The sequence below is a fragment of the Streptomyces odontomachicola genome (genome assembly GCF_039605595.1).
In the GTDB taxonomy this organism is placed as follows: domain Bacteria; phylum Actinomycetota; class Actinomycetes; order Streptomycetales; family Streptomycetaceae; genus Streptomyces.
This window is the reverse complement of record NZ_JBCFOK010000001.1, coordinates 97827-112100: the sequence shown is the minus strand read 5'-3', so window position 1 is coordinate 112100 and position 14274 is coordinate 97827. Positions and strand designations below refer to the sequence as shown.

Sequence of the window (14274 nt, the reverse complement as noted above, 5' to 3'; positions counted from 1 at the left end):
TAATTACCGTCAGGAATTCGAACGGCGCCAAGTACTCGCGGAGGGACAGCACGAGCACCAGTGCGGCCACCACGCCCGCCAGCATTCGCCAGAGCACGGACATGCTGCATTAACCCCTTTTCATCAGCTCAGTGGGTACGGTTTTCTGCGCCGGGCACTCATCCGGCCTTTCCGGAAGTGGAATACTTGCCGTTCCCCTTCACCGTAGTCTTGATGTAAGGATAACGGGTGTTGTAGCAGCCGTACTTGAAGGCGCAGTAGTCGACGCGTCGCTGCATTTGCGACGTGGCCGACTTGCGCTTGACGCCGGACTTGGTGTTAATGGTCTGCGGGCCTATTTGGATTCCCCACTGTACCCGCGTGAACTTGTCGTACCGCTGCCCCCACTTCGTCACCTTCTTACCGTTGTAGTAGAACTCGGTGTACGTGTAATAGCGGTACACGATGGTTCCGGTAATGGAGTGCCGAGTCCGATACGTGGTGACTCTCTTGCGCTTGGCCTTCTTCTTGGGCTTCTTCTTAGCCTTGGCCTGCATCAGAGAGGGACTGGTGTCACCCTTCACCGGCAATTCGGTGGCTTCCGTGTGCACCTCTTCGTCTTCACGTGGGTCGGGCACACGTTCCGCGATCTTGGGGTGCGAACGAAGCAGTGAAAGGTCCGCGTCCGTCCAGGTGCCGTCGCTGACCCGCTGCAAGGCTGCCGCAATCTTCGGGTCCCGCTGTTCCCCCGCAGATCCCTTAGTTGCCTCCGTGCTCTGTGAGGAACCGGTTGCGGCAGCGGCAGTACCGGCTCCACCTAGCATCAGAGGGAAGGTTAGAGATATCGCTGCTCCAGCGATAGCGAGTTTCTGCAAAGACATTAAAATGTCTCCCCGTTTTGAAGCTCATCGGAAACGATCGGACACGGGCGAACTCCAGACGCACTTCCCCCATGGAGCATTGACGCCGCGCATAGAACAAGACCTTACCCACGGCCGGGCCGACGATCAAAATTCTTACCTTCGCACACTTGTCCAATGCTCAACTATTTCTCCAGTGTTGTGACCCAGCACACATCCGATACTCTTAGGAAGGTGATTGACCCTTGGGCCGCCCAATTGACGCGCGAGGATGGATATTTGAGGTCCTCGATCAGTCTCGCCCCGACGGGAAGTGGCTGCCGATTGAGAACCTCACGTCGTGGACGAACAACCCGAGTGAGAACGAAGAGGCCGCCGAGACCATGCATTTCGGTTCCGGCGGTTGGTACGAGCAGGACGTGATGCAGCGCGGCGGGCAGATCGAGCTCGAAGCGCAGTACGCCATCGACCCCGTGACCGGCAAGCAGGTTCCCGGGCAGGCTTACGTCGATTGGTACTGGGGGCAGCGCCTCGGTATCGACTCCCGGAACCTGGTGCGCTGGCGCCATGAGTCCCAAGACACGTGGGTGATCTGGGACGCCACCTGCACCCCGGATGAGTCCGAGGGCGAGGTCAACGATAAGGCGACGTGGACCGCGAGCTTTGTGCAGTGCGGTCCGCCGCGGTTCGAGCCCGTGTACCGCACGTACAAGGGGGCCGAGGCCGCATGAGCCATCACGACCAGGTCGCCCCCGAAGTTGCGGACTTTGACGCGTTCTTCGCCGAGCAGTCCGCACCCCGCTGGGGTGCGACGCTGCGCCTGTACGGGCGCGAGTACCACCTGCCGTCGAGTCTTCCGCTCCTGTTCACGCTCCAAATGGAGCGCGTGAAGGACTCCGACGACCCGGACGACATCCGTCGGCTCCTCTCGTCGCTGTTCGGACCGCGGGCGCTGGATGAGTGGGCCGAGGCGGGCATGACCGACAAGCAGCTCGGCATCGTCCTCCTGTGGTCCGCAGCCAACATCCGCGAGGCCGGATCGGTTTCGATCGCCGAGGCGGCCGCGTTGTACGACGAGCAGGAAGCCGCCAAGGCAGGCGGGCAGGGAAAAGCCCCCGTCCCGACCCCGAAGACGAGCGCGAACGCTTCTGGCGCGCAACCCTGAACCACTGGGGCGCGGTCGAATCTGACCTCGCTCGCGAATACCACATCACCGCTGAGCAGCTCGCCACCCTGAGCACTCGGCGTTTCCTCGTGCTCATCGGCGGGCTCTCCCCCGGGGCTGCCTTTCGGCGCGCTTGGTCGCGCACTCCGCGCACCGTGACGGATCCAAGCGAGATCACGTCACTTACAGGTGTACCTACTTCCCCGGAAATGCTTCGAGGATTCGAGTAACCTTCCGCCACCCGGAAACGGAAATCGCAGCACACACACCGGCAAAAAGGGCAGCCCAAGGCTGCATGTCCTTCGGCACATGGAGCGAAGGGGCGACGACTGACATTCCAACTGCCGCTCCTAGCCCGACCATCAGAGTCGCCATAACATGGATCGATTCGAGGATGGCAGATCTAGAGGTAGACACCGGGGTAACATCTCTCAAAGAGAACTCATCGGGAAGCAGATCCCCGAGATGCCCTTTCGAGTACCTCTCACTGATCGTCAAGAGCATCTGAGCGAGCTCGCGCAAAGCTCGATCCCCTTCAATGTCAATTAGGGTCATCTGGGCATGGATTGCACCTACTACCGCTGCCGCATGCTTCCGCACTGCGACTCTGCGTGGCGACCGAGTGGCTATAGAAAGCGAAGAATAGTGAATTCTTAGGATGTGCTTCTCAACAGAACGGCACGCCCTGTCCACTCTACGTAATTGCGTGCGCTTGCTGAATGAAGATGTAGCCGAATGCGCACTCGCGCAGGCGTTGATGGCATGCGCGCATTGGTGAACGAATGTCCTGGGGAATGGATTGGGCAGAATGTAAAGCAAGTACCATCGCGCCTCAGCGATCATAACTGAGAAAAACACCAGAATGGCGAGTACACCCTCTAGGGTGATGTATCGCATCTCGCCGGTTGCAATATAATCGAAGCCTTGCTGGAATTTCTGCGCTGACTCGGCCACTGCCGGAAGGTCAAGAGATTTTGCGATGTTGGTTACACCGACCGTCACGTAGACCGGTGTCAACGTTCCCAGAAATACAGCCACGAACCCTACTATGGCGTTAAACCAGGGGAACGTTTCTAACGTTGCCTCGGGGCCGTTGAGCGCACTCTTGGTGCTGCCTCTTTCTGCATGTGAAAGCAGTAGCACCTGCAAGTCTCTGTCCAGCCGACGCGACCTGTCTCCGTCCTCCGGGTTCTGCACCCGGAATCGCCAGTTCCGGAACCTGACTACGGCACCAGAGCAACGACCAATAACCCAACGCGTGACAGTTCGCATTCCCATAAAACCCCTCACCCCGCAGCACTCAATCACACCATGCCACCACCACAGACACGGCGGCGCTGACTTTAGAGAGTCGCACCGCGCATGCCCTGGGCCTGAACTCGCAAAGCTCACAATTGAATATATAACTGAATAAAAACTCCATAGCGGCAATTTAATAGGGGGTGCGCACGTGGCCCTCACCATCGGCGAACTCGTCGGCTATATCGACCTCGACGCATCGGGAGCCCGGCGGGGTGTCGATGAGACCGAGGGTGGTCTGCGCCGGCTACAGGCGCAGATCACCCGCACCGGCGATTCGGGCGGCTCGTCGCTGAGTTCGGGGATCTCCCGCGGCGCGGGCGTGGCCGTCTCGGCGCTCGGGGCGCTCGCCCCCGCCATGGGGATTGCCACCGCGGCCCTTGCCGCGGGCGCGGTCGCCTCGGGTGCTGCGCTCGCAGCCGTGCCGGTGCTGTTCGGCGGGATCGGTGCTGCCGCGGCGGCGCAGTCCGACCAGGTCGCCGACGCGTTCGGCGGGCTGAAAGATCACGTCGTCGGCGAGGTCCGCGGCATGGTCGGGCCGATCGAGCAGCAGCTCGTCGGTATCGCGGGCAAGGCGCGGTCGAGCTTCGATCAGATCGCGCCGAGCCTCAAGACCGCGTTTGCCTCCGCGGCGCCGCAAGTCGGCCAGCTCGCCGACGGGGTGCTCGGCCTCGTCGAGCAGCTCGCGCCCGCGCTCTCGCGCGCGGCCTCGGCCGCCGCGCCGGTCACAGAGGCAATCTCGGGCGGGCTCGTCTTGCTGGGGAAGGGGCTGGCGGGGTTCTTCGACGGGATCTCGGCGGGTGCCCAGGGGGCCGCGGCCGGCATGGCGGGGCTGTTCTCCGGCCTCGGGTCGATCCTGGCCTCACTGGGCAGCCTGTTCGGGCAGCTCGCGCAGGCCGGCGGGCCGGTGCTGTCGGCCCTGATGGGCACCCTGTCCGGGCTCGTGCGGACCCTCGTCGGGGCCCTCGGCCCCGCCCTCTCCGCCCTGGCCGGACCACTCAAGGTCCTGGTCAACGCGGTCGGTGCTGCCTTGCAGCCTGTGATTGCCGCCCTCGGCCCGGTGCTCAAGCTCGCCGCGGTCGCCGTCGGCGAGCTCGTGCGCGCCGCGGCGCCGCTCCTGGTCACCGTCGGCAAGCTCGCGGCGGGTCTGCTTCCTGCGCTGGCTCCACTTCTACACGTTCTTGCAGAAACGTTCCGCCTCCTGGCGCCGGTCGTACAGCAGGTCGCATCTACCCTGCTTTCTGCGCTTTCGCTCGTTCTAGCCCAACTGCCGGGGTTCGTACGGCCGTTCGCAACGCTGCTGTTGCAACTGGCCAAGGTCGCGCTCCCGTTGCTCGCGCGCCTGCTTGTGGCGCTTTCTCCCGCTTTGATCAAACTTGGTCAGAGTTTCGGGAAACTGCTCGCCGCACAGGCCCCGCTACTGGCCGCCCTGGTCAAGCTCATCGGTAGCGTGCTGCGGCCCCTGGCACCCCTGCTCATGGCTGCCGTAACGGTGGTCGGGAAGCTCGCAACGGTCCTGGCGAGGGTGCTGTCAGCGCAGATCACCGGCGTGGTGATCCCCGTTCTCAAGATCCTTACCAGCCTGCTGCGCGGGGACTTCTCCGGTGCCTGGCGACAGACAAAGGCGCTGGTCGCGTCGGTGGGTGCGTTCCTGCGCTCGCTGTTCGTCAAGCTCGGCGCGTGGGCTGCGGCGGGCATTGCCGCGGCCGTGGCGTGGATCAAGTCCCTTCCCGGGCGGGCCCGTTCGGCGCTCGCCGCGCTTGGCCCGGTGCTGCATACCGCCGCCGTGATCGCGCTCGCGAAGTTCCGCGCCGCCGTGATCGCCGGCGCCATGAAGGCGCTCGCCTGGCTGCGCGGTCTCCCGAGCCGGATCGCCGCCGCCCTGAGCAACCTCGGCGCGCTGCTGGTCGGGCGGGGCAAGGCCGTGGTCACGGGGCTATGGTCCGGGATTCGGTCCATGGGCGGATGGCTGCGCGCGAAGGTCGGCAGTTGGGCGAAGTCCGTGATCCCCGGGCCGATCTCCAAGGCTCTCGGGATCGCGTCGCCCTCGCGCGTGATGGCGCGCGACGTCGGGCGCTGGATTCCCGCGGGGATCGCGCAGGGGATCACCGGCGCGCAGGGCGCGGTCGCCGGCGCCATGCGGGGGCTGGTTCCCACGCCCGCCCTTCCCGCCATCGCGCCGCCCGCCATGGCCGCGCCCGCACCGCCCGCCGGCCCGACCTCGAACCAGCCTCGGCAGCAGGGCGGTTGGGGCGCGAGCAGCTCGCGCGGCGGGCCGGTGCTGCACATCGACACATGGAACAACGGCACCGCGTCGCCGGACCAGACCGCCGCCGCGCTCGCGTGGCGCATGCGAGGAAGGGGGTAGGCGGTTGGACCGCACCCTGATCGACGTCACCGAAGCGGCATCCACGATGCGGCCCGGAGACATCCGGTACGGCGAGCTGCTGCTCGGCCCCCGCAGCCCGTACCGGTGGACCAAGCTCACCGGCTGGGAAGCGCTTCCGGAGTTGGATTCCGGGGACGTGCCGCGGCCGAGCGCGCACGGTGCATGGCCCGGACAGCTCCTCTCCCAGTCGCGCACGCTCACCTTTGAGGAAATGATCGTCCGCGCCCCCGCCGCGCAAATTGGGGCTGTCGTGGACGCGCTGACCGCGGCGACCGCGCTCGGCAAGGACGAGGTGCCGCTGCTGGTGTGCCTGGATGAGCGTGGCCCGCTACTGAGTTGGGCCCGTACGACGAAACGCGACGTGCCCGCGAGCGTCGGCTACGCACTCGGCACGATCACCGAGGCTGCTCTCGAACTCACCGCCACCGACCCGCGGCGCTACACACCGGCCGTGCAGCATGCGGTCGTCGGGCTGCCCGAGCCGTGCCTGCCCTGGCACGCTGACCACGGGCACGGTCCGCGTGGCATCCCCGCATCCACCGGCGACCTGCTCGTGCACAACCTCGGCAGCGCTCCGACGCACCCCGTCGTCGAGCTGTGGGGCCCGGTGGACACGCCGCGGCTGGGCAACGCCGCGACCGGCGCCGTTCTTGAGTACGAGCTGCTACTCGACGAGGGCGAGCGCCTCACCATCGACACCTCCAACGGCACAGCCGTACTCGATACCGGCGAGAGCCTGCTGCACGCCGCAAGCGGCACGAGCTGGCCCGAGCCCGCGTTCATGCTCGCCCCCGGGCGGAACAACCTCGTGTTCCGCGCCGCCGAGGACACGCCGCCCGACCCGCGCGCCGCCGCCGTATTGCGGTGGCGCTCCGCGCACTGGTGAACAAGAGAGCTAGAGCAGCAACAGAGAATGCGCGTACATGACTACGCCAAGGACAGCGCCACCAACGAGGATCATCACCAGGCGCAACGTCCACGTTACGGGGTCGGTGATTGCTCGCTGGGCCGCAGCCCAACGCCGATACAAGACATAGCCCACGGTATCGAGGCAGACGGCGACGCCGCCGACCAACAAGATGAAGGGCGTGGCAGCGTGCACGAGGTCCTCGACCTTTGGCGGCCCCGCAGGCGTGTGCTGCGTCCACCACGCCGCCGTGGGGCTCGCGGCCCACACCGCCACGATGGTCGCCCACGCTCGCGAGAGCACTGATGATCTTGGGGGCGTTGGCATGGGAGTACCACCAGCAAGGTGCTGGTGCCCGCCGATCGATGTGGGCCCGTAGAAGTTGTTGTGGTGATACTCCGGGCCGCCATCAGAGTTCTGGCTCATGGTCCGCCTCGTACATGTTGACGATCTGAACGCCACCCATCTGGGTCGGGCCGCGGAACTGGTTGTCGTGAACCTTGAGTTGAATTCCGGGTTCCGGACCGCCCAGGGCATCGAGCAGCTCTCTCAGAAGACGGTCGTCAGCAGCTGCAAGGCGCTGGATGAACGCATGGACAGCGTTGCGCCGCGTTACCGGGTCCGCCTCACGAAGGCGATCAAGATCTTCAATCTGGAAGTTCTCCCGCCGCGAGCGGTTCAAGATCGCGCTCAACCGCGGACGTACTGCCGTGTAGGCATCGCTGACCAAGACCCCGGTGAGCGCCGTGGTGACGCTCTCGGCCACGAAACCCAGGTCCGACATGTATCCCCCTTATCGCCACGAATGCACCAAGCGTATGGAGGTGAACGCGTTCTGTCAGAGAGATCGATGAACGGCACCGCTGAGTACCGCGTGCTCGTGTGCGATCTGCGCAGTGACCGGCTGCTCGACGTACTGCCGCTGACCGGCGTCAGCGTCGAGGACTACATCGGCAAGGCCGGCACCTTGCAGGGCACGGTGCCGATCCCGAACAGGGAGCTCGCCGACCGCGCTCGCGCCGTACTCACCCCCGCGCGCACCGCGCTGTGGGTCGAACGTGACCGGCGTATCTGGTGGGGCGGCGTGCTGTGGAGCGTGAATCCGAAAACCGACGAGCGCGGGAACGTGACAGTCGAGGTGCAGGGCGGCACGTTCGACACCTACCTCGATCACCGGATGCTGCGCACCGATCACAAGGCCAAGGGCATTGATCAGCTCGACATCGCGCGGGACCTGGTCGACTACGCCCAGGCACAGCCCGGCGGGGATATCGGCATCCGCTACGACACCCATCTGTCCGGGGTGAAGCGGTTGCGCACGTTCAGCGCGAGTGATCAGCCGACGATTCGCGACTTGCTCGACAGGCTCGCCAAGGCCGAGGACGGGTACGAGTGGCGCATTCGCTGCTACCGCGACCCGGCCTCGGGCGAGCGCGTGAAGCTGCTCGACCTGGGATATCCCCGCCTCGTACGAGGCGGCGACGACGTCGTGCTCACCCACCCCGGCCGGCTGCTCACCTACAGCTTTGCCGCAGACGGCTCCACCGTCGCGAACGCCTGGCAAGCCCGCGGCGCCACCGCCAACCGCAATCAGGCCGCCGCCTCAAAGCCGCTGCTGTCCGAGCTGCTCGTCGCCGAGGACGACCTCGCCAACGGGTGGCCGCGCCTGGACGGCAGCAGCGATCACCAAAGCATCGACGACCCCGAGCAGCTCGACGAGCACGCCCGCGCCGAGGCCCAGCTCGCCCGCCGACCGCAGGTGATCCCCGAAATCACAGTGCACCTTGACAACGAGATCAGCCCCGACCTGCTCGGCCGGTACGCGCGCATCCGCATCCGCGACCTGTGGTTCCCCGACGGGCTCAACCTGCGGCACCGGGTCGTCGGCATCTCCGTCACGCCCCCGGAGCGGGGCGCTGGCGAGTCCGTGAAACTCACCCTCGAAACCCCGGAGAACCCCAACGATGGCAACAGTCCGCAATGACCTTCTAGACCGCATCCGGTCCCTTGAGCGGCAGGTGAAGGAACTCGCCGGCCGCTCCCAAAGCCGGCCGCCGCTCGATCAGATCCGCGATGGCGACGTGCGCATATCTGAGGGCGGGCAGCTCGCCGTCGTCCCGCCCGACAAGCAGTTCGCGACGTTCACCGTCGGCGAGTGGCCCGGCGGCTCGTACGGCATGATCGCTCGCCGCATGGACGGCAGTTACGCGGTGACCGTCGAGGGCGAGCGGGCCGACCGCGGCACCTGGCGCCTGTGGTCACGGGACACCGCCGAGCCCGACCGCGTGCTGCTCATGGACGACAAGCACTCGCCGCGCCACCTCGGCCGGCCGTGGCTCCCCCTGCAACTCCACCCCACCGTCAACGCGCAGACGAACGCGACGGGTTGGCAGCACGCATGGGTCGGCATCACGCCCGTGCACAACCCCGTCGCGCACATCGAGGTGACCAGCCTTGCGCCCGCGGGCGGGCGCGTGCGCGTGCGGATGCGCGTCGAGGGTGGCACCGCGACCACGCTCGACGAGTGGGACGTGGCCGAGGGCGCCGAATGGAGCGCGCACACCGTCGAGGCTCCGCTCGACCGTTCCGGCTTCCTCGACGACCTCGCGCTGCAAGTCGAGCACTACACGCGCAACGGCCGGAAGCCGATCGAAACGCGCCTCCTGTCCGCGTACGGCCGCAACACCTACAGCGCCGACGAGGCACCCGAACCCCCGGCCGGCCACGGCAGCGACACCGGAAAGCCCGACCCGCGGCTGCCGGTGGAGAGCGACGACGGCAGCAAGGACGACGACAGCCAGTAGGAAGGGGCCGCCCATGGCCACCGTGCACATGTATCAGCTCAAGACCGCCGCAGCGCTCGACCCGCAGTACGCGCAGGGATCGGTCACGCACAAGAACGCCGTTCTCCTCGTCGAGCGGGCGCTCGCCGCCGAGGGCCTGCTCGACCCGAGTTGGGTCGACGGCAGTTTCGGCACCAAGACCGTTCAGGCGTACGCCGCATGGCAGCGCGCCCTCGGCTACAGCGGCGGCGAGGCCGACGGGAAGCCGGGCTACAAGTCGGCGGCCGAGCTCGGCAGGCAGCACGGGTTCCGCGTCGTCAACGACTGACCGCGCCTCGCACGTCACAACAGAAGAGGGGGCACCATGGCCCGTCCCATCACCGCCCGCGCCCTGGTCGCCGCCCTCAAGCGCGAGGGAGTCACGGTCAAGGGCGTGCGCAGTTGGCGCAGCCACAACCGCAACACCCGCGGCGCGTGGGGGCCGGTGCACGGGGTGATCATCCACCACACCGTGACCAGCGGCGCGCAGGAAACCGTCGACCTCGTCTACCGCGGCCGGCCCGACCTCCCCGGGCCACTCGCGCACGGGGTGATCACGAAGGACGGCACCGTTCATCTCGTCGGGCTCGGCCGCGCGAACCACGCGGGCCGCGGCGACGACGACGTGCTCGCCGCCGTGATCGACGAGCGGAAGCTGCCGGCCCCGAGCGAGGACAACCTCGACGGGAATCCGCACTTCTACGGGTTCGAGTGCGAGAACCTCGGCGACGGCCACGACGAGTGGCCCGAGGCCCAACTCGACGCGATCGAGCGCGTTTCCGCGGCGCTCTGCCGCCACCACGGATGGCACGCCGCTTCCGTGATCGGCCACCTTGAGTGGACCGCGCAGAAGAACGACCCCCGCGGCGTGTCCATGGACCGCATGCGCGAGCGGGTCGAGCAGCGGCTCAAGCACGACCCGGACGAGCAGCCGCGCAAGCCGAAGAAGCCGCACCGGAGGAAGCCGCAGCACAAGCGGCCGAAGAACCCCGCCCCGGCACCCAAGCCCAGCCCCAAGCCCCCACGGAAGGACACCGACCGCATGACGGATGCCGCCCGGCGGACCGTGCGCACGATGGTGCAGACAGCGCTCAGCCTCGCCGCTTCGCTGCCGATCCTCGTCGAGGCCGCGGATATCCCCCACACCGCCGCCGGCATCGGAACCGCGCTCGCGGTCGCGGGCGCGCTCACGCGCGTGATGCAGACCGGGCAGGCGCAAAAGCTGCTGCCGAAGTGGCTGCGCAGTGCGGTCCCGGACCCCGACGAAATCCCCAAGCAGCCCGAGCCCGAACCGTCGCAGGGAGGGGGCGCCGTGTGACCGACACCGACCCGCGCGACGTCGCCCTCGAACTCGAACGACTCCGCGGCGCGGTCGAGTCCGGGTTCGCCCGCATCGACGGACGCCTCGACCTGCTCGCCCAACGCGACGACCAGACCGACAAGCAACTCGACGACCACGAACAGCGCCTCGCCGCCCTCGAACGCGCACGCTGGCCCCTGCCCTCCCTCGCCGTCCTCGTCGGCGCCGCCGGCTGCGTCCTCTCCGCCTGGCAACTCATCCGCTGAACACAGCGCCCCCGGTACGGCCCGCTCATGGGCTGTACCGGGGGCGCTTTTGTCGTTCAATTGAGCGACGAGAGCCCGACGGCCGCCCAGTCACACGCCGAGGCTCTCAATCAAGTGGTCGTCGAGGTCGGCGACGAAGCTCTCGGAACGCCACGGACGAAGTTCCCGCCTGGCCCTGCGCAGTCGGATCGACGCTACGCGACCCCCTGTGGTCACCGCGTCATCAATGCAGTGGTGCAGGAGATCGGTCGCTGCGCGCGGATCGTCGAGCTTGAGCCTGGCGAGGGCCTGGTCTGTTGCGACGATCGCGTGCTGCACGCGTTCTCGCGGAGCTGTCAGTGCGCGCGCCGAATGAGCGAACGTCTCGTGGGCGACAGCCGGGTCACCGACGTAGAGCTCGCAGAGTCCCTCGAATCCGCGCAGGTGAGCAGGCGAGAAGCTGCTGAAAGACGGGTCGCCTTCCTGGTCGCCGTCCATGTCGTACCTGGCGAGCGACAAAGCAGCTTGCGCGTGCCTTGCTGCGCCTGCACGAGCCGCGATTTCAGCCTGCAAGGCGTGCGCGCGAGCGCGCACGATGACGCTGCCACCAGCCCGAGCGTCCCGTACAGCGTCGTCGATAAGGTGCCGAGCGGCGTCAATGCCGGGAGTCGAGTACAGGGTGACCAGGGCGTGGCTCATGCGGACGACTGCACGCCGCCACGAGTCGTCGAGTTGCCCGGCGACTTCGGTAGCGGCGCCGTAGAGCGCCTTCGAGGCGCCGTCGTCCCGTGTCTCGAAAGCGAGACGTCCCGCGAGCGTGTACGCCTGTGCCGCAGTTGAGCGCAGTTCATACAGCATCCCGTCGTGAACGGGACCGTTGAGGAGCCGACGGCAGGATTCGACGACCGGTGCGAGCAACAGTTGCAGGCGGGCAAACGGCACGCTGCCTACCTGTTGGTTCACATCCGCTACGACTTCCCGCAGGCCGGCGACGAGCGCCTCGTCCGTGCGTGAAGGGTCAGCCAAAGCAGCCGACATCAAGCTCTGCGTAGTCGGCCCGAGCAGGGCCAACAAGCCTGTTCCGTCATCAGTGACCGTACGAACGCAGAGCGCGCGGAGCTCTCGGAGCTGCTTACTCCCAGCGCCCAGAAGCGCCAGAGCATCGAAGAGTTCGGCGAAGTCGCTACCGGCCCCGAGGTTGTACTGCCCGCCAGGCGTGCGCGCGTAGATGTAGGCGAGCAGCAGTTGATACCTGTCGCCCGGAAGGATGCCGCACGTGGCGCTCTCCCACCGGGCGACGGATCGCTGCACGCTGGCTGCGCTGGCTTCAAGAGGCTGGCCGAGCTCCCCGGCTGAGTCGACGATCGCCCGCGCAGCCCCAGCGAGAGACCAACCGCGCGACAGCCGCAGTCGTTTGAGAGCAGCAGCGCCGAACTGTCTGTCGCGTTCGCTCATGCCGTCATGATGCCGGGCAAGATGGTTATACGGGCACGATCAGTCGAGGTTTCCCCAACTGTGCACCGTAGTTGAGCGTCTGCCACGTACCGGAGGTCTCCGGCGCTCCTTCCTTCGGGAAGCCGATCACCATGTCGGAGCGGTCGACCATCCAACGATTCCGGGCGTGGAAAGCGGGAGTGCGCACTTCCTCCGCCCGAAGCTCGACAACTTCGGTGAGACGGCTTCGACACTGGTCGATCGCCTGCTGCGCCTCGGCTGGCTGCTGCGCCACAGTGCCGGGGACTACAACTGTGATCTTGGACTTCGCGTTCCCGGCAAGCCACATCAGGGTCAGGCTGTCGATGCCCTTCGCGCCACCGATGTGGAAGTGGGCTTGATCTTCCGCGAAGGGGCCCAGGTAGGAAGCGAAGAGCTCCGCATACCAAGTCAGTTCGCGATGTCCCGTTGAGCGCGTGCCGGTGATGGCCACGACAAGAGGCATTGATCAACTCCGTGTCATAGGTTGTCAGATCCCGCGCGGCAGCGTGCTGCGATGAGATCGATGCATGGACGCGAACACCCCGGCCATTCTGGCCGAGCAGCTCAAGGCGCGGGGCCTTTCCGTCATAAACCATGACGAAGCCGTGGTTCACATCACGAACCCACTCAATCCGGGACTCGTCGAGGCGGTCAGCGTCCGTCACGGGCGCTACGTAACCGACTGGGGGTACGAGCTCGGCGAGACCGGTGACGAGGTAGGTACCGCGTTGCGGATCGCGTTCCTGCTGGGCATCCCCACCATGCGCAAGGCAGAGGAGCTTGCGCAGCAGGTGCGCGAGCACTTCGCAAAGCTCCGGGGCGAGGTGCCGAGATGAGCGGTGCCGCGTGCCCCCTTGTACCCGGCGCTATGACCGCGCCACCGGAGCACGACGGGCTGTGGTGCGAGTGCACCCTCGCCCCACTCGACGACTCCCGCGAGTGGCTGGTGACCGGGTACCGGGCCCCTACCCCCCGGCTTGCGCTGCGGTGGTTGCAGCACCACACGCGCCGCCTCGCCAACCTCACGGACCCGCATCCCGACATGGTGTGGGTCCCCGCCGAGGCGCTGTGCCGGGTGCCCGATGTCGTCGAGGTGAGTACGGCGCCCGATCCGGCCGCCGAGCTACGCGCGTGGCCCGACGACGTCGGCGAGCACGATCAAGCCCTCGCCACCATGCGCGAGGGACTGCTCTACCGCTTCGCCGTGGACGACGGCTCGCTGCGGTACCGCTTCACGGTCCGCCCCATCCTCACCGCCGCGTCCCCGCAGCCGACCATGCCCGGCGCATGCGGACGTACGGCCAACTCGCGCACCCCACGGCGCGAGTCATAGCCCCACTTCTCCCCCCACCAGAAAGGAGCGGCGCCGTGGAACGCCGCGTCTGCGGAGCGCACATCGAGCTGCACCCCTCTTACGAGGCTGTGCTGCGGGTGATCCCCGGCAATCTCCCCGAGGCCGAGCCGGATGAGATGCACAGTGCTCTGCGCTGCACCCTGGAAGCCCACGCCCAGGGCGAGCACTACAGCCTCGCCCGCAGCCTGCCCACCAGCCACCCCGCCGAAGTGTGGGCCTGCTGGGCCGACGGCCAGCAGCCCTCGGGCGTGATCACGCTCCCCGACTGCCCCGCCATAAACCCGGCTCACGGCGACGAGGCATGCCTGCTCTTCAACGAGCATCCCGGCGCGCACAGTTGGGCGCTCACCGACCCCGAAGACGACGCGCTACGCGCGCACCTCGGGCTGCTCTAACCGCCGGCCGCGCGCGCTGCGCGCTCGCAAGTTCCGCCCCCTGCCGCGGTCGACCGCGGGATAACGGACAGCTCCCGCAGACC

The 14274-nt window shown here is 67.0% G+C and carries 18 protein-coding genes; 12 read left to right on the top strand and 6 right to left on the bottom strand.

The genetic code is table 11. From position 1 onward, the window contains the following. Positions 1 to 158: 158 nt before the first annotated feature. On the bottom strand, positions 159 to 860 hold the full coding sequence (locus ABEE00_RS00570) for a hypothetical protein (protein ID WP_345743142.1): 702 nt from the start codon (positions 858 to 860) through the stop codon (positions 159 to 161). A gap of 224 nt (positions 861 to 1084) precedes the next feature. Between ABEE00_RS00570 and ABEE00_RS00565 the strand changes: the two genes are divergently transcribed. Together ABEE00_RS00565 and ABEE00_RS00560 are read left to right on the top strand one after the other, a co-directional pair. Beyond that, positions 1085 to 1570 (top strand): phage tail tube protein, encoded by a 486-nt coding sequence (locus tag ABEE00_RS00565; protein WP_345743141.1) that lies wholly within the window; start codon positions 1085 to 1087, stop codon positions 1568 to 1570. Then, the gene (locus ABEE00_RS00560) at positions 1567 to 2004 is read left to right on the top strand and encodes a hypothetical protein (protein WP_345743140.1); all 438 of its coding nucleotides are present in this window, start codon (positions 1567 to 1569) and stop codon (positions 2002 to 2004) included. Before ABEE00_RS00565 ends, ABEE00_RS00560 begins: the two co-directional genes overlap by 4 nt. Positions 2005 to 2199: 195 nt before the next feature. On the opposite strand, the gene ABEE00_RS00555 is transcribed toward ABEE00_RS00560, so the two are convergent. Next, the gene (locus ABEE00_RS00555) at positions 2200 to 3042 is read right to left on the bottom strand and encodes a hypothetical protein (RefSeq protein WP_345743139.1); all 843 of its coding nucleotides are present in this window, start codon (positions 3040 to 3042) and stop codon (positions 2200 to 2202) included. Positions 3043 to 3454: 412 nt separating this feature from the next. Here ABEE00_RS00555 and ABEE00_RS00550 point away from each other — a divergent pair, with 412 nt between their 5' ends. Both ABEE00_RS00550 and ABEE00_RS00545 read left to right on the top strand, forming a co-directional pair. Continuing rightward, a complete protein-coding gene (locus ABEE00_RS00550; RefSeq protein ID WP_345743138.1) occupies positions 3455 to 5671 on the top strand; it encodes a phage tail family protein in 2217 nt (738 codons plus the stop codon). A gap of 4 nt (positions 5672 to 5675) precedes the next feature. Continuing rightward, entirely contained in the window at positions 5676 to 6578 is a 903-nt protein-coding gene (locus tag ABEE00_RS00545) for a phage tail family protein (RefSeq protein ID WP_345743137.1), read from the top strand. Between the two features lie 9 nt (positions 6579 to 6587). Here ABEE00_RS00545 and ABEE00_RS00540 read toward each other — a convergent pair whose 3' ends face one another. Next, positions 6588 to 7025 carry a hypothetical protein gene (locus ABEE00_RS00540; protein ID WP_345743136.1) on the bottom strand — a complete coding sequence of 146 codons (438 nt, stop codon included), beginning with the start codon at positions 7023 to 7025 and terminating at the stop codon, positions 6588 to 6590. Continuing rightward, the gene (locus tag ABEE00_RS00535) at positions 7009 to 7383 is read right to left on the bottom strand and encodes a hypothetical protein (RefSeq protein WP_345743135.1); all 375 of its coding nucleotides are present in this window, start codon (positions 7381 to 7383) and stop codon (positions 7009 to 7011) included. Before ABEE00_RS00535 ends, ABEE00_RS00540 begins: the two co-directional genes overlap by 17 nt. A 66-nt stretch (positions 7384 to 7449) precedes the next feature. Here ABEE00_RS00535 and ABEE00_RS00530 point away from each other — a divergent pair, with 66 nt between their 5' ends. The 5 genes from ABEE00_RS00530 to ABEE00_RS00510 all read left to right on the top strand — a co-directional run bounded on the left by ABEE00_RS00530 (position 7450) and on the right by ABEE00_RS00510 (position 10987). Beyond that, entirely contained in the window at positions 7450 to 8583 is a 1134-nt protein-coding gene (locus tag ABEE00_RS00530) for a hypothetical protein (RefSeq protein WP_345743134.1), read from the top strand. Between the two features lie 97 nt (positions 8584 to 8680). Next, positions 8681 to 9403 (top strand): hypothetical protein, encoded by a 723-nt coding sequence (locus ABEE00_RS00525; protein ID WP_345743133.1) that lies wholly within the window; start codon positions 8681 to 8683, stop codon positions 9401 to 9403. A gap of 13 nt (positions 9404 to 9416) precedes the next feature. Beyond that, positions 9417 to 9710, top strand: coding sequence for a hypothetical protein (locus ABEE00_RS00520; protein ID WP_345743132.1), 294 nt, complete (start codon positions 9417 to 9419; stop codon positions 9708 to 9710). 36 nt (positions 9711 to 9746) lie between these two features. After that, positions 9747 to 10739 carry an N-acetylmuramoyl-L-alanine amidase gene (locus ABEE00_RS00515; protein WP_345743131.1) on the top strand — a complete coding sequence of 331 codons (993 nt, stop codon included), beginning with the start codon at positions 9747 to 9749 and terminating at the stop codon, positions 10737 to 10739. Further along, on the top strand, positions 10736 to 10987 hold the full coding sequence (locus tag ABEE00_RS00510; RefSeq protein WP_345743130.1) for a hypothetical protein: 252 nt from the start codon (positions 10736 to 10738) through the stop codon (positions 10985 to 10987). The genes ABEE00_RS00515 and ABEE00_RS00510 overlap by 4 nt, the downstream gene beginning before the upstream one ends. A 90-nt stretch (positions 10988 to 11077) precedes the next feature. On the opposite strand, the gene ABEE00_RS00505 is transcribed toward ABEE00_RS00510, so the two are convergent. Together ABEE00_RS00505 and ABEE00_RS00500 are read right to left on the bottom strand one after the other, a co-directional pair. Beyond that, complete coding sequence (locus ABEE00_RS00505; protein ID WP_345743129.1) at positions 11078 to 12421, bottom strand: NsdA family TPR-like regulatory protein; 1344 nt, start codon at positions 12419 to 12421, stop codon at positions 11078 to 11080. Positions 12422 to 12446: 25 nt separating this feature from the next. Beyond that, positions 12447 to 12905, bottom strand: a complete 459-nt coding sequence (locus tag ABEE00_RS00500) for a DNA-processing protein DprA (RefSeq protein ID WP_345743128.1) — start codon at positions 12903 to 12905, stop codon at positions 12447 to 12449. Between the two features lie 64 nt (positions 12906 to 12969). Between ABEE00_RS00500 and ABEE00_RS00495 the strand changes: the two genes are divergently transcribed. Genes ABEE00_RS00495 through ABEE00_RS00485 form a run of 3 tightly spaced genes read left to right on the top strand, consistent with a single transcriptional unit; the run spans position 12970 to position 14191 of the window. Then, complete coding sequence (locus ABEE00_RS00495; protein ID WP_345743127.1) at positions 12970 to 13278, top strand: hypothetical protein; 309 nt, start codon at positions 12970 to 12972, stop codon at positions 13276 to 13278. 32 nt (positions 13279 to 13310) lie between these two features. Then, a complete protein-coding gene (locus ABEE00_RS00490; protein WP_345743126.1) occupies positions 13311 to 13775 on the top strand; it encodes a hypothetical protein in 465 nt (154 codons plus the stop codon). A gap of 35 nt (positions 13776 to 13810) precedes the next feature. Next, positions 13811 to 14191, top strand: a complete 381-nt coding sequence (locus ABEE00_RS00485; protein ID WP_345743125.1) for a hypothetical protein — start codon at positions 13811 to 13813, stop codon at positions 14189 to 14191. Positions 14192 to 14274 lie beyond the last annotated feature (83 nt).